This is a genomic window from Limnobaculum eriocheiris, from assembly GCF_021010575.1.
Lineage (GTDB): Bacteria > Pseudomonadota > Gammaproteobacteria > Enterobacterales > Enterobacteriaceae > Limnobaculum > Limnobaculum eriocheiris.
The window spans coordinates 99,051-123,006 of sequence record NZ_JAJNAG010000001.1; the positions used below are offsets into that span (position 1 = coordinate 99,051).

Genomic DNA, 23,956 nt, shown 5'->3' on the forward strand with positions numbered 1-23,956 from the left:
TAATGGCAAGATACAGAGCACTGAACTGCCGGAGGTTTCCCGGCGGTTTTTCCGGTTGGTGTAATTGCCAATGGTTGCTGCTGATACTGTTTATCGCATCACCGTTAAAAGCAGAGCCAACACTAACCTTTGAGCAGTTTTATAGCAAAGTAAGCGTGCTGGGGCTGGAGTTTTCTGATCCTGTAAAGCAGTTGTCAGGTAAAAGAATCGAAATAACCGGTTTTATGGCTCCTCCTATCAAGGCGGAGTCCCAGTTTTTTGTCTTAACCAAAATGCCGATGGCAATTTGTCCGTTTTGCTCTTCGGACGCCGACTGGCCGGAAGATATTCTGGTGGTCTATCTCACCAAACGCCAAACCTTTGTACAAAACAACAGCATGATAAAAGTAACGGGAACGCTGGAGTATGGAACCTGGCACGATAAAGAGACGGGATTTGTCAGCCTGCTGCGCCTGAGAGATGCGCAATTTAGCGAACTTTAATCGGGAGTCTGTATATGTCAGAACTGTTTATTAATCAGTTACAGGTCAGGTTTAACGGTAGCGTTCAGGCAGCATTAAGTATTCCTCAGTTGGTGATATCTACCGGAGCGCATGTGGCCGTTACCGGCGCTTCCGGCAGTGGAAAAACTACGCTGGTTAATGCCATTAGTGGTCTTGAGCGTAGTGGCAGCGGCAAAATTTTCTGGAATGGTAAAGATATTGGTCGTATGTCAGAACGCCAGCGGGATTGCTGGCGGGCGCATCATGTTGGTTTAGTTATGCAGGACTTCCATCTGTATCCCGGATTAAATGCACTGGATAACGTTTTATTACCGGCGCGCTTTCACTACTGGCGCTTGCCGACATCGTTAAAAACACGCGCGGCTGAGCTACTGGAGCAGGTGGGTATTCGACAACACCGGCAAGTGGTAGATACCTTATCGCGCGGCGAAAAACAGCGGGTGGCCATAGCCAGAGCGTTATTGAGTAAACCGGAAATTGTTATTGCTGATGAGCCTACCGCCAGCCTGGATGCGAATAACGGGCTGGAAGTGATCCGTTTGCTCACTCAGTTTGCAAAGTTGTCGAAAGCGACCCTGATATGCATTACACACGACCCTCGTTTAAGTGATGAAATGCGTCGGCGAATTACACTGGAAAATGGTCGCCCGGTTAAAGATGTCACCACGGGAAGAATATTATGATTCCTTTTAAAATTATCTATGCCGATTTTAAGCGCCTGTGGGGTGGAACACTGACCCTTACCCTGCTGATTGCCGCCGCCGTGGCTTTCAGTATGGTGGTCAATCTGCAAGAAAGAGCGTTGCGGGAAGGGAGTGCCAGAGCAGCAGATCGCTTTGATTTGATCGTTGGTGCCGCAGGCAGTGAGACTCAACTGGTACTATCCAGCGTATTTTTACAGCCTTCGCTGTTGCCGTTGTTACCTCATCACTATCTGGATGGACTGAAACAGCACCCATTAGTAGAGTCAGCATCACCATTAGCCTTTGGTGACAGCTATAAAGGTATGCCGATTATTGGAACTGATGACGATCTGTTGCGTGGCAGGGATATACAGTACGGTAATAACAGTCAGAACCATAAAAACTCAGTATTTGGTAGTGATTATGGGGCAATTGTTGGGGCGGCAACTGGGCTTGTTGTGGGTGATAAAGTTATCCCTATTCATGGTCAGATTGGCAGTGAAGGCGTTCACCAACATGAGGCGGTCAATTATACCGTTACCGGCGTATTGCCAACTTCTGGTGATGCCTGGGATAAAGCAATTCTGGTACCTATCACTGCCGTATGGGCGGTACATGGTGAGGAAGAACATGAAAGCAACGCCGGGGCTGAAAAATATCATCATGAGGGCGATGTCTCTGCGGTGGTGGTTAAACCCAAAAGTATTGCCGGTGCCTATCAGCTCCGGTCCCAATATCGTTCCGGCCAGAGTTTAGCGGTATTTCCCGGTGAAGTATTGACGCGTTTATACGGTACGCTGGGTGATGCTCGTCAGGTTCTTTCTCTGATGGCGACAGGAACACAGGTTCTGGTGGTGATCGCAATCCTGATGGTGATCGTGGTTCATCTGGAGCAACGCAAGCGCCAGCTTGGTGCACTGAGAGCCTTTGGCGCACCGCAACGGGGTATTGTGGCATTAATCTGGTCAGGCCTGATGTTAATGATGACCATTGGAATTCTGTTGGGCGTTATTGCGGGTTATCTGGCGACGCTATGGGTATCTCAGTGTATATCTTCACTGTATGGCATGAAACTGCCGGTCACCATCCAACCTGAAGATGCTCTGCTGATAGCGGAGATATGGGGTGTTATCGGCGTGGTATTACTACTGCCAGTAATGTTGACGTATCGTTATTCTCCTGCGGAGGCTTTGAAACTTTGATTCTGTGTACGTTTCGCCGCCTTAAGAATTGTGTACAAATTGGCTCCGAAGCTTGCGGCGAGCAGAGGGTATTAGGGCGAATACCCTCTGCACACCCGCGCCTTTGCGCAGAATGTTGACCGCCGCGTTGCGGCGGCAACCTCAGTCAACCCAAAGGCTTAACGCACCGGCATAGAGCCGCTCCCGGCGTCGCTATGCCTCTCGCCGCATCCATGCGGCTCGTGCTACCTTTGGTCTTCCTTCGGCAACATTCCGACGCAGTTTAAGGTCAAGGGCTATGCTATAGCTGACTATCCCCACTAATCTCATCCAGCGACAAACTAAAACTCGGTACAAATACGTTAATGAAATAGTCCATTTCCGGGCTATGGCGGAGTTTTAACGTTTTTTCCAGTCGCTGTTTTGCCAGCGTGAATTCATTATTTCCGGCGGATAATTCTTCCAGGCTTTTCAGGTAGGCACAAAGCGCATCGGCTTGTTTAACGACCAGCTTTTCATCTTCACTGTAGTAGTTATCATCCAGAACAGAGCGAAAATCCTGCTGTAACTCTTCGGGTAACATTTCAATCAGCTTTAACTGTGCCACTTTCTCTATTTTCTTATATTCGTGAGCAATTTGCGGATTGTAGTATTTGATAGGTGTAGGCATATCGCCGGTCAGTACTTCGCTGGCGTCATGATACATGGCTAACAGTGCGATTCGGTCAGGATTCACATTACCGTTAAATTTACGATTTTTGATTACCGCCAAAGCATGGGCGACAAACGCTACTTGCAGGCTATGTTCAGAAACGTTTTCAGTGCGGACATTACGCATCAGGGGCCAGCGGCTGATCAATTTCAGACGCGATAAATAGGCAAAAAAGTGACTTTGGTTTTGGCTCATGATGGTTTACCTCTGTTGGTGCAAAAAACAAGGCTAGATTGTGGGGAGTTATCGCGTTGAGTGCAAACTGAATGTGTGAATATTTAGAAAACAGTCGTCAACACAGAGAAAAATAATCAGAGGAGAAATATGAATGGCGGTGGGGTACACCGCCATCAGCAGATAATTACTGTTGTTTATAGGTTTCCAGGAACTTAGCAAACTTACCGATAGCCATTTCCAGCTCATCCACCCGAGGCAGGGTTACGATACGCACATGGTCCGGATAAGGCCAGTTAAAGCCTGAGCCCTGAACCAGCAGAACCTTTTGTTGTAGCAGCAGGTCAAGAACCATCTGCTGGTCATTTTTTATATTGAATTTTTTAGCATCAATTTTCGGGAACATATACAGCGCACCTTTTGGCTTCACGCAGGAAACCCCCGGAATTTGATTAATCAGCTCCCAGGCTCGGTTACGCTGTTCATACAGACGTCCACCCGGCTGAATAAATTCATTAATGCTTTGGTAGCCGCCAATGGCGGTTTGAATCGCATGCTGCATCGGCACGTTAGCGCACAGGCGCATGGATGCCAGCATCTCTAAACCTTCGATATAGCCTTTTGCATGCTCTTTCGGGCCGCTTAATACCATCCAACCCTGACGAAAACCGGCAACGCGATAAGTTTTAGACAGACCGTTAAAGGTGATAGTTAACAGATCGGGCGCTAACGCTGCGATAGAGTGATGCTGTGCTTCATCATAAAGAATCTTGTCGTAGATTTCGTCAGCGAAAATAATCAGATTATGTTCACGAGCGATCTGAACGATTTCCAGCAGCAGCTCTTTACTGTAAACCGCACCGGTTGGGTTGTTCGGGTTGATAATGACAATACCGCGGGTGCGTGGCGTAATCTTTTTACGAATATCATTTAAGTCCGGGAACCAGTCTGACTCTTCATCACACATATAGTGCACGGCTTTACCACCCGACAGGGAAACTGCTGCCGTCCAGAGCGGATAGTCCGGAGCAGGGATTAACATCTCATCGCCCATATTCAGCAGCGCCTGCATGGCCTGTACAATCAGTTCAGATACCCCGTTACCGATATAGATATCTTCTACGGTGATATCCCGAATGCCTTGTGCCTGATAGTGTTGCATAATGGCTTTACGGGCAGAATAGAGGCCTTTGGAGTCGCTGTAACCCTGTGCCGTCGGCAGATTACGGATAACGTCTACCAGAATTTCGTCAGGTGCTTCAAAACCAAAGGGGGCCGGGTTACCAATGTTTAGCTTAAGAACTTTATTGCCTTCTTCTTCCAGACGCTTGGCTTCTTTCAACACCGGGCCGCGAATGTCGTAACAAACGTTATCCAGCTTTCGGGATTTCTCGATAACTTTGTTTGAGCTTGGTTCACCTGATGGCTTAATGATTTTTGGTGTAGTCAGGCTTTGTTCTGCGGCATCCAGCATGGCGTTAACCATAGGATCGTCGCTTTTTGGCTCCGTCTGGTTTTCATCTGAAGCAACAATAATACCGGTATTATCCGAGAGCAGACGCATAGTCGCGCCTGATGCAAAAGCGGGAGCAGCATCTAAAAGTTCTTTTTTTAGGCGTAACGCCTGAGAGTTACCGCTTTTGAAGGATGTCAGATCGATCCATTCATTTGACCCTGTCATGCCACACCGCCTTAGTACGTTATAGGTTGTATATTGTTGTGTAAGTTTTTGTATATGGCGAATCCTACTATTGGATATACTTTATGGCAAGGGGGGGTTAATAAAATTCATTAAAAAAATGTTTATAGATGTTTTTGTGGGGAGTTATGGTGAGTGTATATACATTTTGGGGAGAGGTGTTGATACCGGGGGAGGTATTCAGCATTGGTGTACGCCGGGCAATGCCCGGCGTTTGGTCATAAAAAAGCAGCGTTACCCCTGCCTTTTGGTGTTTATATACATCAGTCATTAGCCGTGAGCGGTTTTCTTCTTCCCGGGAATCAGGAATACCAACAGCATCACGATAACTGTCGGTAGAACCCAGGCCATACCCTGAGCGGCCAGCGGCATATACTCAGTTTGTGCATCCAGCAGGGATTTAATCCAACCTACATTTTGTAAGCCAGCAATGCCGCGCATACCATCCAGCAGGCTGAAAATCAGTGCCACAAACATCACAGTACGGAAAGCATATTTAGGGTTTGGTAACCACGGACGAATAAACGTCAGGGCAACCAGTGCGATAGTCAGTGGATACAGGGCTAATAATACCGGTACAGACAGTGCGATTAACTGGCTCAAACCTACGTTGGCAACCAGCGCACAGATAATGCACAGCACAATAACCCATTGGCGATAGCGCAGCGGTGTCAGGGTAGCGAAGTAATCAGCACAGGCACTTACCAGCCCAACAGCCGTAGTCAAACAGGCTAACAGCACCACACCGGAAAGGATCCACTGCCCCGGTTGGCCGAACAGAGCTTGTACATAAGCCGCCAGAACCACGCCGCCGTTTTTGGCATCCGGCGCAACGGTTGAGGAGGTTGCACCCAGCCAGAACAGCGAAATATAAACAAAGGCTAAACCTGCAGCAGCGATCAGACCGGCAATCACCAGATACTTATAAGTGGCTTTAGGTTCTGTTACACCTTTACCGCGCAGTACGTCTACCAGCAACATACCAAACATCAGTGCAGCGAAGGTATCCATGGTGTTATAGCCACCGATGAAGCCTTTAGTAAAGGAGTCATCCTGATAGCTGGCAGTAGGGGCAGACAGTGCACCCTGAGGAGCAACTACCACACCAATAGCCAGACAGATCAACAACAGGAACAGGGCAGGAGTCAGTATCTTACCGATGTTATCAATCAGCTTACCGCGGCTCCAGGAGAAGATCAGGGTGATAACGAAAAACAGACTGGTAATGATAGCCTGTGTTTTATCGAGAATAATATCGGCAGACAATGTCAGTTGGTTATCTTCCAGCGTGCCGATCAGCGGTTTGATTGCCATCTCATACGCGACCAGACCGGTACGAGGTGTAGCAAAAGCCGGGCCGATAATGATAAACAGCAATACAGCGGCAAAAGTACCGGTGCCTCTTGGCAGGTCAGTGGTCATGGAAGGTAAACCACCACCAACGCGCGCAACGGCAATAATCGATACCAGCGGCAGGCCTACCGCAGTCAACAGAAAGCCAAACATGGCATACAGTACATTAGTACCTGCCAACTGGCCTTCCAATGGAGGGAAGATAATGTTGCCTGCGCCTAAAAAGAAAGCGAAGGTCATTAAGCCTAAGCCGATGGTATCGGCGCGGCTCAAACGTTGGTTCATGTGTCATTCCTTGTCTTAAATAAAAACCGATAACTTATTGATTATTTTTATAAAATAAATAAATTTTAAAAAGCCAAGTCCGGTTAAATAATAGATTAATGTGTGGTAAAAAACGCGCAAATTGCATTTAAATTCAGTTTTAATGAATAAACCCAATTTATTCACTAAAACTGAGTCAATTATCCAGCGGATTACCATTCAATGGGGATACTCTATGATTGGCGGCCTTTACGCAATAGCAGTAGCATAAAATATGCAAAAATTTGGTGCTGAAACCAAATTATTGGATTTAATAGCTGGTTTATTGCTCATTAATGGATGTTTAGTCTAATTAATTCGCTTAATTGTGGTTGTAAGGGCAGTCAGGTTGCGCGTTAAAGGTTAAATATAACGATTTGGCAAATATTGGTTGACTAAAAATCAATCAAACGGCGCATTGATTTAATCAATTCGAGGTAATAAATATGTGGAATATGATTCAATCAGAATAATTTGTTGAGTCATTTTATCTTCTTTTTTACTAAAAGCGTATTTTTTGGCGAATGCCAGTGGCTATATCAACTTTGCGCTTGGTATGGGAGTAGGATAAGGTAATCCAATTCTGGTTGTCATTGGCGTGATTTAGCGATGATCAACTAACAGAGTACGCCCGGTAGTTCTGTGGAGAAATGAAAGAGTTACACTATGGTAAATCTGAAACGTCCAATTCCTAATCTTGAGCTTGATCTGTTACGAACCTTTGTTGCTGTGGCCGAGGGTAATAGTTTTGCCGCCGCAGCGGAGTCGGTGCACCGTACACAATCTGCCGTTAGCCAGCAGATGCAACGTCTGGAACAGTTGGTTGGTAAAGAACTATTTGGTCGCAGCGGACGAAATAAATCGTTGACCGAACATGGCGTAAAAATGTTGGGCTATGCCCGGCGTATATTGCGTCTGAATGATGAAGCATGTCTTTCATTAATGTATGACGATGTGGATGGTGTATTACGTATCGGTTCACCGGATGATACGGCCAATACTATTTTACCTGAGCTACTCTCCCGTTTTTCTAAAGCATATCCACGGTTGGTGATTGAAATTGTCGTTAAGCGCAGCCCGTTTCTGATGGAGATGCTGAAAAATGACGTAGTGGATATGGCTATCTCCACGGTAGAAAGCGTCGATTATCCCAGTCTGGTACTGCGGGTTTCTCCCTCTTTATGGTATTGCGCCACTAACTATGAACTAAATATTGATGAGCCATTGCCGCTAGTGGTGCTGGATGAGCCCAGCACTTATCGCAATATGGCGATTAATCATCTGGAGCAGGCGGGTATTGCCTGGCGAATCGCCTATGTGGCCACCACGCTCTCGGGGGCCAGAGCGGCAGTTCGGGCAGGATTAGGAATAATGGCGCGTTCCATTGAGTTATTGGGTGATGATTTAAGAATTCTGGGGGAGGCGGATGGCCTGCCGCGGTTGCCGGATATTAAATATAACCTGTATATGCGGAGTAATAGTCCGCAGAAGGCGGCGAAGGTGTTGTTTGAGTCGCTGAAGGGGGATGATTATCATTTGGAGGATGGAGGAATATAGTTATGTGTCAGTTTCGCCCACCAATAGTGCCGTGTTTGAATTGACTGCCGTGCAGGTGGCCGAGCAAAGGGCGCTGGGGCGAGCGCCCTCTGCACTCCCGCGCCTTCGCACACGAATCCAGGTCGCCTGACGGCGACTTCCCTCCGCCTTCATTCGGGCTTACGCACCGGCATGGATTCGGTTTATTCGCCTCATCCATGAGGCTAACCCCTACGGGGCCAGCACGTTGTGCTGTTCAAAATTGCAGGAGCAATTTTGTCAGACGAAGCCATGCCTCGCCAAACATCCCTGTTTGGCGTGCTACCCTCTCTCAGTTGTCGGCTGAATTCCAGTGCTCTTTGTTGAAGGGCCAGATCAAGGGCAGTGAAAAGGACAAAGTTAAAAGAAAAGCGATATTTTTATTACTCATGGACAGAAGAATAAAAAAGGCCCTTATCACGGTTAGAGTGAGATAAGGGCAAGGGGTATACAAGGAAATAATATTTTTTATTATTAGAATGACTTCACTGTGTCAGTGAGGAGTTTTGCCAGCTCGGTGATTGACTGATTTTCCAAATCGCTGACCAGTTTAATGACTTTTTCAGTGGCTTCCGGCGTCAATATGCCGGCTACGTTGTCGCGAAATTTGCGTTCTACGTCGCTGCGCTGCATTGGGTTATCCGGATTACCATAGTTAATATCCAGACGTTTGCTGACTTTGGCACCGTCTTTCAGCGTCACATCAATGTAACCGGGGAAGTAGGTCGGGAAGGGGATCTCTCCCGGTTGGCAATAACGGTAAGAGACCTTTTTTGCCATCTCTAATACTTCCGGACGGGTTAACTGCTGCGGCTGGAATGATGAAAGATTCAGGCCATCATCGTAGATGCCGCTGGCGACCAGATATGGCAGGCTGAATTTCGCGGCATAAGGCGTTTGTGGAGCAAACTTGTTTTCTAATGGTTCGCAAATCAGCGCGGCGGCGATGGGGTCCACTACACAGTGAATACTTTCGATGTTATCCGGTGCGATACCATCCTGGCGTAACATACGGGCGCAATCTACGGTGGCGTGAGCAAAATGACAGCATGGGTATGGTTTAATGGAAACATGCATCATCTCCCAACGCTGGCCTAATTCAGCATACACTTCTGTCGGTTTGGCATTTTCTTTTATACCGTGAGTGACATATAGCCCGTAACGGCCTTCAAAAATGGTCAGTGGTCCTGTCATACCGCTTTGGGCCATATAAGCTGAAATCAGTCCGGAATGGGCAGACCAACCGGCATGGAAGCATTTAGCCGAAGAGCTGTTGGTCAGGTATTCCGCTACGCCGGAGGCCTGACTGCCGGTTAAGCCAATGGCGTGAGCACAGGCTTCCGGGTTTAGTTTTAGCAAATGGGCGGCGCTGCTTACAGCACCAAATACGCCGGCAATAGCGGTGGAGTGGAAACCGCGCTGATGAAATGAGCCTTTAGAGGCAATACCTACCCGGGCAGCGACTTCCCAGCCAATCACATAGGCAGCCAACATAGTGCGACTATCAAGCTTCAGATCTTCGGCCAGCGCCATAACTAAGGGTGCCAGCACTGCACTACCGTGAACAATAGAGTCGGTATGCGTATCATCAAAATCCAGCACGTGCGAGGCAATACCGTTTGCTATTGCCGCATAAGCAGGAGAAAGGGTGAAGGGGCTTCCCCATATCCGACATGTTCCCTGCGTGTGTGGCATTTCAACCAGACTGGTACGGCTGTTGATGCCGTTAGCCTGAACAGAGCCCGCCAGCGCAACGCCAAAGGTATCCAGTAAGTGAAGTTTGGCCCGCTCAATAACCTGAGGGGGAATAGACTGAAAATTTTGTTGGGTAATAAACTGACTTAAATATTCACTGTGGGTCATGATTGTGTTTCCAGATGCTTTCGAGTGGTTCTCAGGGCTTATCTCACTAAGACCGCTTACTGAGATGGGCTCTGTCGGGCTGAATCAGTGACAGAGGTTTAATGATTTCCCCTGTCACTGATGAGGTAATTACTTCAGCCAGCCGCTGGCTTTAACTTCAGCGACTACGCGGTCAACTTGCTGTGGCGCGTTGCCAACATAGGTGGTTGGATCGAGAACCGCATCCAGTTCTTCTTTGGTTAACGCGGCTTTAATGCGTGGATCGTCTGACAGCGCCTGACTGAAAGTTCCGCCATCTTCTAAGCCGTGCATTGAGGCTTCATATACCAGTTCATGGGCCGTTTGCTTACCCAGTTTTTCCGACAGTTCAAACATCACGCGCTCTGCCAGCATAAAGCCACCGAGAATATCCAGATTGCTGCGCATCTTCTCTTTCTTCACTTGCAGGCCGGAAAGGGTGAACTTCATGTTATCCATAATGACGGACAGCATCAGGCAGATTTCCGGTAACAGTTTCCACTCCATTTTCCAGATAGCGCCATCGCGTTCATGCTGATGCTTCATCAGATCTAACAGAATAGAGACGTTGCCTTTTAAGGTGTTACTGACGCAGGAAGCGTTTTCAGTAATTGCCGGGTTACGTTTATGAGGCATGGTCGAAGAACCTACCTGACCTTTAGCAAAAGGCTCGGCAACTTCATCAAATTCGTTATGGGCCAGCAGCAGGATTTCATTGGCAATTTTGCCCAGCGTGGCGCTAATCATACCCAGTACCATGCCGTACTCGCAGAAGCGGTCGCGGGCAGGCTGCCAGGAAATTTCCGGCGTGCCTAAACCGAGGCGAGTCAGTACGCGCTGTTCCAGTTCATCAGCCCCTTCGCCAAATGAGGCTTTGGTACCTACGGCACCCACTACGCTACCTACAAACAGACGCGGTTCCAGCTGTACCAGACGCTCATGATGGCGCATCATTTCTGCCAGCCAGATTGCGGTTTTATGACCAAAAGTAATAGGGATTGCCTGAAGGGCTAATGTTCTGCCAGCCATTGGGGTATTGCGGTGCTCTTCGGACAGTTTTAGTAATGAACGACCAATCTCTTTCAGATCGCGCAGGAAAATTTTATGCGCCATTTTAAATTGTAATACCATACCGGTATCCATCACATCCTGAGTAGTGGGACCAAAGTGAACATATTCACCAAAACCGTTAGCACAAGCATGTTCAAGGCCGCGAATAGTAGGTACCAGCGGATGCTTAGTTAAACGAACCTGCTCAAGGATAAAATCCATATCCAGACGTTCAAGTTTGGCGCAGGCGACGATCTCATCGGCCGCTTCCTGAGGAATAATTCCCATTTTGGCCTGTTCAATGGCCAGTGCTGCTTCATAATCCAGCCACATCTGCATACGCACATCGTCAGAAAAAACCTGACGCATCTCTTCGGTGGACCACAGGTTCTTCAGTAATACTGAGTCAAAAACGCTGGTAGACATAATTTTAGCTCCTAATTTAAATAGGGTTTTAGTAATACGAAGGAATAGATAACACTCATTAGGTGTTATTATTTTTTTAAATATTCTGTAATTAATTTGTAAATTCAAATTATGGTCTTGTTTTAATCTTCCAATAACGAAAGAAGATAAACAAGGTGTTTTAGACTAATATTCCATTAGTAATATTAATCCATTGTTAAATAATTTTAATGTATCTAAAAATGCTCTTATCACTGACTTAAACAAAAAGTTAATGTGATTATTTAATTGTGGTTTTTATTTGCATCTATTTGTTTTTGTTGAATTAAATTCTCATATAAATTTAGCTTCAACACTGTTTAGAATAATTAATGTATTAAATTGAGATCGCGATCAATATTTCAATTTATTTGGATTTTTTAGTTAATTTTTAGGTGGTAGTTTCAATTCAGGTAGCAAGGATATATTTGAATGAAAATTGAGCTGAGATGATTTATCTTTTATATATCGAATGAATTTATAACCCGTTCAATTATCTATTTCATTAATTCTCTATTTCTTAATTTGTAGTGAAAAATAAAGAAATATATCCGGAAATATTCTTTCTAAGGAGTAAATAATAATGACTCAAACGCGCAAAACTCGTCTTATTCATGGTGGCAGAGGACCAGCACGGGACATTGGTCCGGTAAATCCGCCGGTAATGCGGGCCAGCACCATTCTTTTTGATTCAATCACTACCTGGCGTGATGCCCGTAAACGCAGAGAAACTGAGCGTTTACTGAGCTACGGTGCCCGGGGTACTGAAACCGCCTTCGCATTAGAACAATTAATTACTGAACTGGAAGGTGGTTATCGTGCCCAGCTATTCCCTACCGGGTTGGCCGCTATTGCTGTCACTATCATGGGCTATGCCCGGGCCGGAGGCCACGTACTCTTTGCTGACTCGGTGTATGAGCCGGTGCGTAAAATCTGTAGCCACTTATTAAAGCCAAACAATATTAGCTACGACTTCTTTAAAACTGATGGCAGCGATTTTGAAGCCAAACTTCGTCCGGAAACTCAACTGGTATTCGCTGAATCACCGGGTTCACTGCTGTATGAGATGTTGGATCTGCCTGAAATCTGCCGTATTGCTCATGAGCGCAATATACCGGTAGCCGTAGATAACACCTGGGGTTCTGGCTGGTTATATAACCCGCTGGAACTGGGGGCCGACGTTTCGGTAATTGCTGCAACCAAGTATCTGTGCGGTCACTCCGACGTGATGATGGGTATTGTTGTCGCCAACGAACAGGCATGGAATCAAATCGGCGAACTGCCGGAAGCGCTGGGTCAGGTAAGCAGCCCGGATGATGTCTCTCTGGTTCTGAGGGGAATGAGAACGCTGTCTACCCGTCTGGCGGTACATGGTCAAAACGCGATGACCGTAGCCAAGTGGTTACAGCAGCGTCCGGAAGTGAAAAAAGTCTATTTTCCGGGTCTGGAAGACCATCCTCGCCACGATCTCTATCAACGCGACTGTAAAGGATTAAATGGCCTGCTAACCATTGAGCTACACCCTCAATACACCCTGGCTCAGGCTGAAGCCTTTATTGATGCGCTGGATCTGTTTGGCATTGGTGCTTCATGGGGTGGCTATGAAAGTCTGGTGTTGCCGGCCAACGTTAAAGGGGCACGCAGCGCAACGGACTGGAGCCAACACGGGCAATTCATTCGCTTCCATATCGGTCTGGAAGAGGTGAGTGACTTGCTGGCGGATTTAGAACAGGGAATTCAGGCGCTGAAAGTCTGATGTTATCCGACGGGCGAGTCGTGGAGTCATCGCCTGCCGGAACCTGACTGTTCAGACCATTTTAATGAGGAAAAATTATGCTTGGCGTTATTCTTGCCTTATTGGTGACGGTGCTGGTGATTTATATGCTGGCGAAGGGGTACAAGCCACAACCGGTTCTGTTGCTGGGTGGTTTATTGTTGATGGGGTTAACGGTCGCTTTTGATATCGGGCCCTTATTACCGGAAAAGACCACCACTAACTTTGAGTTTTTTGACATCTTTAAGGTCTTTAGCAATTTATTAAGTTCAAGGCTTGCAGGATTGGGCCTGACCCTGATGGCGATTGCCGGTTTCTCGCGCTATATGGACCATGTGGGTGCCAGTAAAGCGCTGTTTGCGGTGTTTGAGCGCCCGTTAAAAGCGGTGCGTTCTCCTTATATTCTATTAGTGGTTTCCTTTCTGGTGACTCAGGTTCTGGTTATCTTTATTCCAAGCCATGCCGGGCTGGGAATGCTATTAATGGTGACCATGTATCCTATTCTGATTCGTACCGGCGTTAGTCCTCTGTCGGCGCTGGCGGTGATTGGTACTTGTCAGTTTATTGACCACGGCCCAGGCTCCGGTAACGTTATCATGGCGGCGAAAACGGCAGGGCTCGATCCGGCGGTTTACTTTGTCCACCATCAGTTACCGGTGACCATTCCGATTATTCTGGCGGTAGCGGTTACCCACTTTATTGCACAGCGCTGGTGGGATAAACGTGAAGGCTACGTATTTAATCAGGAAACGATGGACAATATTGACCATAACGATCACAGCCGTCCGCCACTCATCTATGCACTCTTACCGGTGGTACCTTTAGTTCTGATCATTGGTTTTAGCCCGATTTTCCATTCCAGCATTAAGATGGATGTCACCACGGCGATGATTATCAGTACCATTGTGGCGCTGGTGTTTGAGTACTTCAGATTGAAGAGTGCCAAAGCGGTGATGGACAGTTTTATGCTGTTCTTCGAGGGAATGGGTAAACAGTTTGTTCTGGTGGTTTCACTGATTGTATGTGGTGAAGTTTTTGCTAACGGTTTACTGAAAGTGGGCGCGGTAGATACGCTGATTACGGCGGCGCAGAATGCGGGCTTCGGCGTAGGGGCAATGATCATCGTCATGAGCTTTATTCTGGCGCTGGCGGCATTCCTGATGGGTTCCGGTAATGCGGCATTCTTCTCTTTTGCAGCCTTAACGCCAAAAATTGCGGCCTTCCTGAAAGTGGACGTAGTAACACTGATCCTGCCAATGCAAATTATGACCAGCTTTGGACGAACGGTATCACCCATTACCGCCGCCATTGTGGCTATCGCTGGTATTGCCAACGTTTCCCCATTCCAGGTGGTAAAACGTACCGCAATTCCTATGGCGGTGGCGGCCATTGTGAACCTGGTGATGACCTTTATTTACCTCGGGTAACTATTTCAACCGATGTTACAAACTTGTGTTAAAGGCGACTTATTAGTCGCCTTTTTCGTTTTCAGGAAAAAGTCTTTCTTAATCGCCTTATTGGCTATACGAATATCTGGCTGAAAGCTATGCTTACCAAAGGCCGTGTGGCGAAAAGAAGCAACACTAATATTTCCAGGATGTACCAGAAATGTTTCATGATGTGGGAATGTCAAAGAAAAACTTCTGTTACAACGGTGGTAAAAATATCTATTTCTGTCAGAATAGCCGCTTGATTGAGTTCAGTTATTTTTATGCTGACTCGATTTAGTTAGATCGAGCAGTTTTATCTCTGTTTTGTGATTTGTATTAGTAAATGTTTGGTTGATGTTGACAAATTGTTGTAAAAAAGAGTAAAACTCCACGTTAATCATTGCGTAAGACAATGAAGCCCAACCAAGGCGCAGGCGTTTTATTTTTCCTTTTAATTGTCGTAGTCATCGGATTGGCTCTCCTGAGAACAAGCCGGTAAATACTATTTTTTCTAAGAGTAGTAAGAGCATATGCCTACAAGCACTGAAGTTTTCGCCCATAACTGGGCTTTTGCCGTATTTATTGTTATTGCGTTGGGGCTGTGTGCCTTCATGCTTACCGCCGCCTATTTCCTGGGGGGGCGTGCCAGAGCAAGAACCAAAAATACGCCATATGAATCAGGTATCGATGCCGTAGGGTCCGCACGTTTGCGCCTCTCTGCTAAATTCTATCTGGTTGCCATGTTCTTCGTTATCTTCGATGTTGAAGCCCTTTATCTGTTTGCCTGGTCTGTTTCTGTTCGTGAAAGCGGCTGGATAGGTTTCATCGAAGCAGCCATTTTCATTTTTGTTCTTTTGGCCGGATTGTTTTATCTGGTGCGCATCGGTGCATTGGACTGGACGCCACAGCGTTCCAAACGGCAGCTTAAGAACAGCGCAAAAATTCCCAGTAACTTGCAGTAACAGCGAGGCTTGAAGATGAAATATACGCTCACTCGCGTAGATCTCGACGGTGAAAACGATCGTTATCCTCTACAAAAACAGGAAATTGTCACCGATCCCCTGGAACAGGATGCTCAAAAAGGCATCTTTATGGGCAAGCTCGATACTGCCCTGAACGATGTCGTTAACTGGGGGCGTAAAAACTCGCTCTGGCCTTTTAACTTCGGTCTGTCCTGTTGCTACGTTGAAATGGTGACCTCGTTTACCGCGGTTCATGACGTTTCTCGCTTTGGTGCGGAAGTACTGCGTGCTTCTCCGCGTCAGGCCGACTTTATGGTGGTTGCCGGAACCTGTTTCGTCAAAATGGCGCCGGTTATTCAGCGTCTGTACGATCAGATGCTGGAACCTAAATGGGTTATCTCGATGGGTGCGTGTGCCAACTCTGGCGGCATGTATGACATCTATTCCGTAGTACAAGGCGTTGATAAATTTATACCGGTTGATGTGTATATTCCCGGTTGTCCGCCGCGTCCGGAAGCCTACATGCAGGCACTCCTGTTATTACGTGATTCTATCGGTCAGGAACGTCGTCCGCTCTCTTGGGTGGTTGGCGAGCAGGGCGTGTATCGCAAAGAGATGCAGTCAGAAAAAGAACGCAAGCGCGCTGAGCGCATTGCCGTCACGAATCTGCGCACCCCTGACGAAATTTAACTTTAGCCAAAGCACCTGCCCGTTAATGCGGGTGTTTTAGCAACAGAATATTATTTGAGTAATGAGCGGCGAAAACAACTATGACAGAACCGATGACGCAGGCGAGCGACCAACCCGCCTGGCAAACACGGGATCATCTCGATGATCCGGTAATAGGTGAACTGCACAACCGTTTTGGGCCAGACGCCTTTACCGTTCAGCCTACCCGTACTGGCGTGCCGGTGGTGTGGGTTAAACGTGAGCAGCTTCTGGAGGTAATGACCTTCTTACGTAAGCAACCCAAGCCTTATGTCATGCTATTTGATTTGCATGGTATGGATGAACGTTTACGTACTCACCGCAACGGTTTACCGGCTGCGGATTTTTCCGTTTTCTACCACCTGATTTCTGTTGAGCGTAATAAAGACATTATGCTGAAAGTCGCTCTGGTGGAGAACGACCTGCATGTGCCGACCGTGACCGGCATTTTCCCTAACGCCAATTGGTATGAGCGTGAAACCTGGGAAATGTTTGGTATCACTATCGATGGTCACCCAAACCTGCGTCGTATTATGATGCCGGACACCTGGGAAGGGCATCCGCTGCGTAAAGATTACCCGGCACGTGCGACAGAATTCGATCCTTTTGTCTTAACCAAAGCGAAAGAAGATCTGGAGATGGAGTCACTGACCTTCAAACCTGAGCAATGGGGTATGAAGCGTGGAACCAAAAATGAGGACTTTATGTTCCTCAACCTGGGTCCTAACCATCCATCTTCTCACGGTGCATTCCGTATCATTATGCAGTTGGACGGTGAAGAGATTGTCGATTGCGTACCGGATATCGGTTACCACCACCGCGGTGCAGAAAAAATGGGCGAGCGCCAGTCATGGCACAGCTACATTCCTTTTACCGACCGTATTGAATACCTGGGTGGTTGTATCAATGAAATGCCTTATGTACTGGCGGTTGAGAAGCTGGCAGGCATTGAGGTTCCGGACAAGGTGAAAACCATCCGGGTGATGCTGTCTGAGCTGTTCCGTATTAACAGTCACCTGTTGTATATCTCTACCTATATTCAGGACGTTGGTGCGATGACACCAGTGTTCTACGCCTTTAGTGACCGTGCCCGTATTTATGACATCGTTGAAGCTATTACCGGTTTCCGTATGCACCCGGCCTGGTTCCGTATTGGCGGTGTGGCTCACGACCTGCCAAAAGGTTGGGAGAAGCTGCTAAAAGAGTTCCTCGACTGGATGCCGAAGCGTCTTGACTCTTATGTTAAAGCTGCGCTGCAAAACACCATTCTGAAAGGCCGTACCGTTGGTGTGGCTCAGTACAGTGCAGAAGAAGCGCTGGCCTGGGGTGTTACCGGTGCCGGATTGCGCGCAACGGGTATCGACTTTGATGTGCGTAAAGCGCGTCCATACTCTGGCTATGAAAACTTCGAGTTTGAAGTGCCCATCAGCTATAACGGCGACTGTTATGACCGTGTGATGCTGAAAGTGGAAGAGCTACGCCAGAGCCTGCGGATTCTGGAGCAGTGTATGAATAACATGCCTGAAGGGCCGTTTAAAGCAGACCATCCACTGACTACGCCTCCACCGAAAGAGCGTTCATTGCAGCATATCGAAACCCTGATTACTCACTTCCTGCAAGTGTCCTGGGGTCCGGTAATGCCAGCGAACGAATCGTTCAGCATGGTGGAAGCCACCAAAGGGATCAATAGCTACTATCTGACCAGCGACGGCGGCACCATGAGCTACCGTACCCGGGTTCGTACGCCGAGCTATGCGCATCTGCAGCAGATCCCGTCCGTCATTCGTGGCTGCCTGGTATCAGACTTAATTGTCTATCTGGGTAGTATTGATTTTGTTATGTCAGACGTGGATCGCTAGTTATGACCGATAAAGAAATTTTCACGCTGAGTGCGGAAGAGCTCGAAGCCATTGAGCACGAGAAACACCATTACGAAGATCCGCGCGCGGCATCGATTGAAGCACTGAAGCTGGTGCAGAAGAAACGCGGCTGGGTTCCTGATGGTGCCATTGGGGCAATTGCTGATGTATTAGGCATTCCTGCCAGTGACGTAGAGGGTGTGGCCACCTTTTACAGCCAGATTTATCGTCGCCCGGTTGGCCGTCATGTGATTCGCTACTGCGACAGCGTAGTGTGTTATATCAATGGCTATCAGGGGATTCAGGCAGCGCTTGAGAGAAAGCTGGATATCAAGCCGGGCCAAACCACCTTTGATGGACGTTTCACCCTGTTGCCAACCTGCTGTTTAGGTAACTGTGACAAAGGGCCAAGTATGATGATCGATGAGGACACTCACGAACATCTGAAACCGGAAGATATTGAGAAACTACTGGAGCAATATCAATGAGCGGGCCAACATTTTTAGGTACTCAACGTATCCTGACAGAAGAGCAACATCCTCTGACCTGGCGCCTGCGAGCTAACCAGCAGCCGGTATGGTTTGATGAGTACCGTAGCAAAAGCGGTTATGTCGGTGCGGAAAAAGCCCTGAAGGGAATGGCGCCGGATGATGTGGTTTCTACCGTCAAAGACTCAGGCTTAAGCGGTCGCGGCGGCGCAGGTTTCTCCACGGGTCTTAAGTGGAGCCTGATGCCGAAAGACGAAAGCATGAATGTCCGTTATATCCTGTGTAACGCAGATGAGATGGAACCGGGCACTTATAAAGACCGTCTGCTGATGGAGCAACTGCCTCACCTGCTGGTTGAAGGTATGCTGATTGGCGGTTTTGCGCTGAAAGCCTATCGCGGTTATATCTTCCTGCGTGGTGAATATATTGAAGCAGCCGACCATCTGCGTCGTGCCATTGAAGAGGCTAAAAAGGCCGGCTTCCTGGGTAAGAACATTTTAGGCAGTGGATTTGATTTCGAACTGTTTGTTCATACCGGTGCAGGGCGTTATATCTGCGGTGAAGAAACTGCATTGATTAACTCGCTGGAAGGCCGTCGTGCTAACCCTCGCTCCAAGCCACCATTCCCGGCCACTTCCGGTGCATGGGGTAAACCAACTTGCGTAAATAACGTAGAAACCCTGTGTAACGTGCCTTCTATTGTTCAGCATGGCCCTGAGTGGTATCGCGGGCTGTCTGCCGGCAAGAGCCAGGATGCGGGAACTAAACTGATGGGCTTCTCTGGTCGGGTGAAGAATCCGGGCCTGTGGGAGTTACCTTTCGGGATTACCGCGCGTGAACTGCTGGAAGATTATGCTGGCGGTATGCAGGATGGTTTGAAGCTAAAAGCCTGGCAGCCGGGTGGAGCAGGAACCGATTTCCTCACTGATGCACATCTCGATTTACCAATGGACTTTGCCAATATTGCAAAAGCCGGTAGCCGTTTAGGTACCGCGTTGGCGATGGCCGTTGATGACAAAATTAGTATGGTTGGATTGACTCGCAATCTCGAAGAGTTCTTCGCGCGCGAATCCTGCGGCTGGTGTACGCCATGCCGTGACGGTTTACCGTGGAGCGTGAAAATTCTGACCGCACTGGAAAAGGGCGAAGGCCAGCCGGGTGATGTTGAAACCCTTGAGCAGCTGTGTCGTTTCCTGTCGCCGGGCCACACTTTCTGCGCACTGGCACCGGGAGCGGTTGAGCCGTTACAAAGTGCGATTAAGTATTTCCGTGAAGAGTTTGAAGCGGGTATTAAGGTGAAAACCTTTAATAACCTGAATCCAATCGCCGGGATCCAGCCAAACCTGTTGAAGCAGCGTTGGTAAGCGTCATTGATATATAAAGAAACGACGACGATCCGGGAACGAATTTTTTAAGTTATATGCCCGCTGTTGCGGGCTACAGGAAGCATGCTGACTATGGCAACGATTCATGTAGACGGCGAAGAATACGAAGTTGATGGTGCTGAGAACCTGCTGCAGGCATGTCTCTCACTGGGCCTCGATATTCCTTACTTTTGCTGGCATCCGGCGCTCGGTAGCGTCGGCGCTTGCCGCCAATGTGCGGTAAAGCAGTTCCAGGGGCCTGATGATAAACGCGGGCGTCTGGTGATGTCATGTATGACACCGGCATCTGACGGTAGCTATATTGCTATTGAAGATGAAGAAGCCAAAAAATTCCGCGAAGCCGTCGTGGAGTTCTTAATGGTAAACCACCCTCACGACTGTCCGGTCTGTGAGGAGGGCGGAAACTGTCATTTACAAGATATGACCGTTATGACCGGTCATAGCTTCCGCAAATATCGCTTTAATAAGCGTACGCACAACAATCAGGAGCTGGGGCCTTTCATTAACCATGAAATGAACCGTTGTATCGCCTGTTATCGCTGCGTTCGTTATTACAAAGATTATGCGGGCGGTGAAGACTTTGGCGTATATGGTTCCCATGACAACGTGTACTTTGGGCGTCCGGAAGACGGCACCCTGGAAAGCGAATTCTCCGGTAACCTGGTGGAAGTCTGTCCTACCGGTGTGTTCACCGATAAGACACACTCTGAGCGCTACAACCGTAAATGGGATATGCAGTTTGCCCCAAGCATTTGCCAGCAGTGCAGCGTCGGCTGTAATACCAGCCCGGGCGAACGCTATGGTGAATTGCGCCGCATTGAGAACCGTTACAACGGCACGGTAAACCACTATTTCTTATGTGACCGCGGTCGTTTTGGCTACGGTTACGTTAACCTGAAAGACCGTCCACGCAGTCCGCAACAGTTACGCGGTCAGGACTGGATTCACCTGAATCCGGAACAGGCGATGGAAGGTGCCGCAGACGTATTGCGTCAATCTAAGAAAACCATCGGTATTGGTTCACCGCGTGCCAGTCTGGAAAGTAACTATGCGTTACGCCAACTGGTTGGCGCTGAGAACTACTCCAACGGTATTGAAGCCGGCGAATTAGCCCGGGTTCAACTGATGCAGAAAGTGCTGCGTGAAAGCGGTTTATATACCCCTTCACTGCGCGAGATGGAAGGCTATGATGCGGTGCTGGTACTGGGTGAAGATGTCACTCAAACCGGTGCGCGTATCGCTCTGGCACTGCGCCAGGCAGTGAAAGGCAAAGCTCGCGAGATGGCGGCTGCCCAGCGCGTTGCCGACTGGCAAATTGCTGCGGTACAGAACATTGGTCAACATGCGAAATATCCGCTGTTTGTGACCAATATTGATAGCACCCGTCTGGATGATGTTGCTGCCTGGAACTACAGCGCTTCCGTTGCCGAGCAGGCTCGTTTAGGTTTTGCCATTGCTCATGGCATCGACAGTTCTGCCCCAGCGGTAGCGGATTTACCGGCATCGTTAAAGAGCAAAGTGGACATCATCGTTCAGGCGTTGTCCGGTGCCAGGAAACCATTAATTGTTACCGGCAGCGGTGCTGGCAGTGAAGAAATTATTCAGGCAGCAACCAATATTGCACTGGCTCTGAAAAAGCAGGGGCTGGAAACCGGTATCACCTTTGTTGCGGCAGAAGCCAACAGCATGGGTGTGGCAATGATGGGTGGTAGTTCCATCGATGATGCATTGACTCAAATCGAAAGCGGTGAAGCCGATACCTTAATCGTGATGGAGAATGATTTATATCGTCATGCTTCCAGAGCGCGTATTGATGCGGCACTGGCCAAAATTGAAAATCTTATCGTTGTTGACCATCAGCGTACTGAAGTGATGGATAAAGCGACCCTGATTCTTTCTGCGGCAAGCTTCGCAGAAAGTGACGGTACGCTGGTGAATCAGGAAGGCCGTGCTCAGCGCTTCTTCCAGGTTTATGAACCTTCGTTTTACGATAAAGATGCTGCTCATAAGAGCTATATTCTGGAAAGCTGGCGCTGGCTGCATTCGCTGGACAGCGTGTATAACAGCCGTCGTCTTGACTGGACGCTGTTGGATCACGTGGTTAGCGCGGTGGCTCAAGAGTTCCCGCAACTGGCGGGTATCGTTAACGCCGCACCGGATGCGTCATTCCGCATTAAAGGTCTGAAAATTGCCCGTGAACCTCACCGTTACAGCGGTCGTACCGCAATGATGGCTGATGTCAGCGTGCATGAAAAACGTCAACCTCAGGATAATGACACTGCGTTTGCTTATTCAATGGAAGGCTATAGCGCACCTGAAGCCGATCGTCAGCAGATTCCGTTTGCCTGGGCGCCGGGCTGGAACTCCCCACAGGCGTGGAACAAATTCCAGTCTGAAGTGGGCGGGAAACTGCGTTCTGGCGATCCGGGTGTGCGTCTGATTGAGAAAGCGGAAAGCGGCGAACTGGCCTATTTTGATGCGGTAGTGAATGTAGCCGCTAACGGCGAAAACAGCTGGCAGGTAGCGCCTTATTACCACCTGTTTGGCAGTGACGAAATGTCACAGCGTTCCGATGTGATTCAGCAACGTATGCCAGAGGCTTATGTGATGTTGAATCCACAAGATGCCGCCAAACTGAGCGTCAATACCGGTTCCGTCGTGGCTTTCAGCTGCGAAGGCTCCGACCTGAAGCTGCCGGTGAGAATCAGCGCTGCGCTGGAAGCAGGTTTTATCGGTCTGCCTCTGGGCTTACCGGGCATTTCTCCTGCTCTGGTTGGCAAGCGCGTTGACAACCTGAAGGAGACGACGGTATGAGTTGGCTGACTCCGGAAGTGACGGATACTCTGATTGCTATCGGTAAAGCAGTGGTGATCCTGCTGGTAGTGGTAACCTGCGGTGCACTGATGAGTTTCGGTGAACGTCGCCTGTTATCTCTGTTTCAGGATCGTTATGGACCAAACCGCGTAGGGCCGTTTGGTTCACTGCAAATCGTGGCGGACATGATCAAGATGTTCTTTAAAGAGGACTGGGTTCCCAACTTCTCTGACAAAATGATCTTTACTCTGGCGCCGATTATTGCCTTCAGCTCAATGCTACTGGCTTTCGCTATCGTACCTGTTACCCCGACCTGGGGCGTATCTGACCTGAATATCGGCATTCTGTTCTTCTTTATGCTGGCAGGTCTGGCGGTATATGCGGTGCTGTTCGCCGGTTGGTCAAGTAACAACAAATATGCTCTGTTAGGTGCCATGCGCGCCTCGGCGCAAACCCTGAGCTATGAAGTGTTCCTGGGCTTGTCGCTAATGGGTATTGTTGCGGTGACCGGCTCGTTTAACATGCGCGACATCGTAGAAGCGCAGGCTGACGTCTGGTTTGTTATTCCTCAGTTCTTTGGCTTTGTCACCTTTGTGATAGCGGGCATCGCAGTATGTCACCGTCACCCATTTGACCAGCCGGAAGCGGAACAGGAGCTGGCTGACGGTTACCACATTGAATATTCCGGTATGAAGTTCGGTCTGTTCTTCGTGGGTGAATACGTCGGTATCGTAACCATTTCTGCCTTAATCGTGACGCTGTTCTTTGGTGGCTGGCAGGGGCCGTTCTTACCACCGATTGTGTGGTTTGCACTGAAAACCGGCTTCTTCATGATGATGTTTATTCTGGTGCGGGCATCATTGCCTCGTCCACGTTATGACCAGGTGATGTCTTTTGGCTGGCGCGTTTGCCTGCCGTTGACGCTGTTGAACCTGCTGGTTACCGCGGCCATCATTCTGATCAAAGCGCAATAAGGGA

General features: G+C 48.5%; 18 protein-coding genes. 13 read left to right on the forward strand and 5 right to left on the reverse strand.

All coding sequences use genetic code 11. The features are described from left to right. Positions 1-2 precede the first annotated feature (2 nt). The 3 genes from LPW36_RS00460 to LPW36_RS00470 are packed head-to-tail and all read left to right on the forward strand — an operon-like array spanning position 3 to position 2,388. On the forward strand, positions 3-482 hold the full coding sequence (locus tag LPW36_RS00460) for a hypothetical protein (RefSeq protein ID WP_230607552.1): 480 nt from the start codon (positions 3-5) through the stop codon (positions 480-482). Positions 483-496: 14 nt separating this feature from the next. Then, entirely contained in the window at positions 497-1,186 is a 690-nt protein-coding gene (locus LPW36_RS00465) for an ABC transporter ATP-binding protein (protein WP_230607553.1), read from the forward strand. After that, positions 1,183-2,388 carry an ABC transporter permease gene (locus tag LPW36_RS00470; RefSeq protein ID WP_230607554.1) on the forward strand — a complete coding sequence of 402 codons (1,206 nt, stop codon included), beginning with the start codon at positions 1,183-1,185 and terminating at the stop codon, positions 2,386-2,388. The genes LPW36_RS00465 and LPW36_RS00470 overlap by 4 nt, the downstream gene beginning before the upstream one ends. Positions 2,389-2,668: 280 nt before the next feature. On the opposite strand, the gene yfbR is transcribed toward LPW36_RS00470, so the two are convergent. The 3 genes from yfbR to brnQ all read right to left on the reverse strand — a co-directional run bounded on the left by yfbR (position 2,669) and on the right by brnQ (position 6,590). Further along, positions 2,669-3,274 (reverse strand): 5'-deoxynucleotidase, encoded by a 606-nt coding sequence (yfbR, locus tag LPW36_RS00475; protein WP_230607555.1) that lies wholly within the window; start codon positions 3,272-3,274, stop codon positions 2,669-2,671. A gap of 166 nt (positions 3,275-3,440) precedes the next feature. Then, complete coding sequence (locus LPW36_RS00480) at positions 3,441-4,934, reverse strand: pyridoxal phosphate-dependent aminotransferase (RefSeq protein ID WP_230607556.1); 1,494 nt, start codon at positions 4,932-4,934, stop codon at positions 3,441-3,443. A 288-nt stretch (positions 4,935-5,222) separates the two neighbouring features. Beyond that, complete coding sequence (gene brnQ, locus LPW36_RS00485) at positions 5,223-6,590, reverse strand: branched-chain amino acid transport system II carrier protein (protein ID WP_230607557.1); 1,368 nt, start codon at positions 6,588-6,590, stop codon at positions 5,223-5,225. A gap of 684 nt (positions 6,591-7,274) precedes the next feature. Here brnQ and LPW36_RS00490 point away from each other — a divergent pair. Then, positions 7,275-8,165 (forward strand): LysR family transcriptional regulator, encoded by an 891-nt coding sequence (locus LPW36_RS00490; protein ID WP_230607558.1) that lies wholly within the window; start codon positions 7,275-7,277, stop codon positions 8,163-8,165. A gap of 492 nt (positions 8,166-8,657) precedes the next feature. Here the strand turns inward: LPW36_RS00490 and LPW36_RS00495 are convergent, their stop codons facing one another. Next, complete coding sequence (locus tag LPW36_RS00495; RefSeq protein WP_230607559.1) at positions 8,658-10,046, reverse strand: MmgE/PrpD family protein; 1,389 nt, start codon at positions 10,044-10,046, stop codon at positions 8,658-8,660. Between the two features lie 129 nt (positions 10,047-10,175). Then, positions 10,176-11,540 carry an adenylosuccinate lyase gene (purB, locus tag LPW36_RS00500; RefSeq protein ID WP_130590937.1) on the reverse strand — a complete coding sequence of 455 codons (1,365 nt, stop codon included), beginning with the start codon at positions 11,538-11,540 and terminating at the stop codon, positions 10,176-10,178. A gap of 601 nt (positions 11,541-12,141) precedes the next feature. Between purB and metC the strand changes: the two genes are divergently transcribed. From metC to nuoH, 9 genes are all read left to right on the forward strand, one after another. Continuing rightward, positions 12,142-13,314, forward strand: coding sequence for a cystathionine beta-lyase (gene metC / locus LPW36_RS00505; protein ID WP_230607560.1), 1,173 nt, complete (start codon positions 12,142-12,144; stop codon positions 13,312-13,314). Positions 13,315-13,391: 77 nt separating this feature from the next. Next, positions 13,392-14,759 (forward strand): C4-dicarboxylate transporter DcuC, encoded by a 1,368-nt coding sequence (gene dcuC / locus LPW36_RS00510; protein WP_230607561.1) that lies wholly within the window; start codon positions 13,392-13,394, stop codon positions 14,757-14,759. A gap of 533 nt (positions 14,760-15,292) precedes the next feature. After that, the gene (locus tag LPW36_RS00515) at positions 15,293-15,724 is read left to right on the forward strand and encodes an NADH-quinone oxidoreductase subunit A (protein ID WP_108901847.1); all 432 of its coding nucleotides are present in this window, start codon (positions 15,293-15,295) and stop codon (positions 15,722-15,724) included. Positions 15,725-15,739: 15 nt separating this feature from the next. Continuing rightward, positions 15,740-16,414, forward strand: coding sequence for a NuoB/complex I 20 kDa subunit family protein (locus tag LPW36_RS00520; RefSeq protein ID WP_108901848.1), 675 nt, complete (start codon positions 15,740-15,742; stop codon positions 16,412-16,414). A gap of 80 nt (positions 16,415-16,494) precedes the next feature. Next, on the forward strand, positions 16,495-18,291 hold the full coding sequence (gene nuoC / locus LPW36_RS00525; protein WP_230607562.1) for an NADH-quinone oxidoreductase subunit C/D: 1,797 nt from the start codon (positions 16,495-16,497) through the stop codon (positions 18,289-18,291). A gap of 2 nt (positions 18,292-18,293) precedes the next feature. Next, the gene (nuoE, locus tag LPW36_RS00530) at positions 18,294-18,779 is read left to right on the forward strand and encodes an NADH-quinone oxidoreductase subunit NuoE (RefSeq protein ID WP_140919334.1); all 486 of its coding nucleotides are present in this window, start codon (positions 18,294-18,296) and stop codon (positions 18,777-18,779) included. Further along, positions 18,776-20,143 carry an NADH-quinone oxidoreductase subunit NuoF gene (gene nuoF / locus LPW36_RS00535; RefSeq protein ID WP_230607563.1) on the forward strand — a complete coding sequence of 456 codons (1,368 nt, stop codon included), beginning with the start codon at positions 18,776-18,778 and terminating at the stop codon, positions 20,141-20,143. Before nuoE ends, nuoF begins: the two co-directional genes overlap by 4 nt. An 84-nt stretch (positions 20,144-20,227) precedes the next feature. Continuing rightward, on the forward strand, positions 20,228-22,978 hold the full coding sequence (gene nuoG / locus LPW36_RS00540) for an NADH-quinone oxidoreductase subunit NuoG (RefSeq protein WP_230607564.1): 2,751 nt from the start codon (positions 20,228-20,230) through the stop codon (positions 22,976-22,978). Further along, entirely contained in the window at positions 22,975-23,952 is a 978-nt protein-coding gene (gene nuoH, locus LPW36_RS00545; protein ID WP_130590930.1) for an NADH-quinone oxidoreductase subunit NuoH, read from the forward strand. Before nuoG ends, nuoH begins: the two co-directional genes overlap by 4 nt. Positions 23,953-23,956 lie beyond the last annotated feature (4 nt).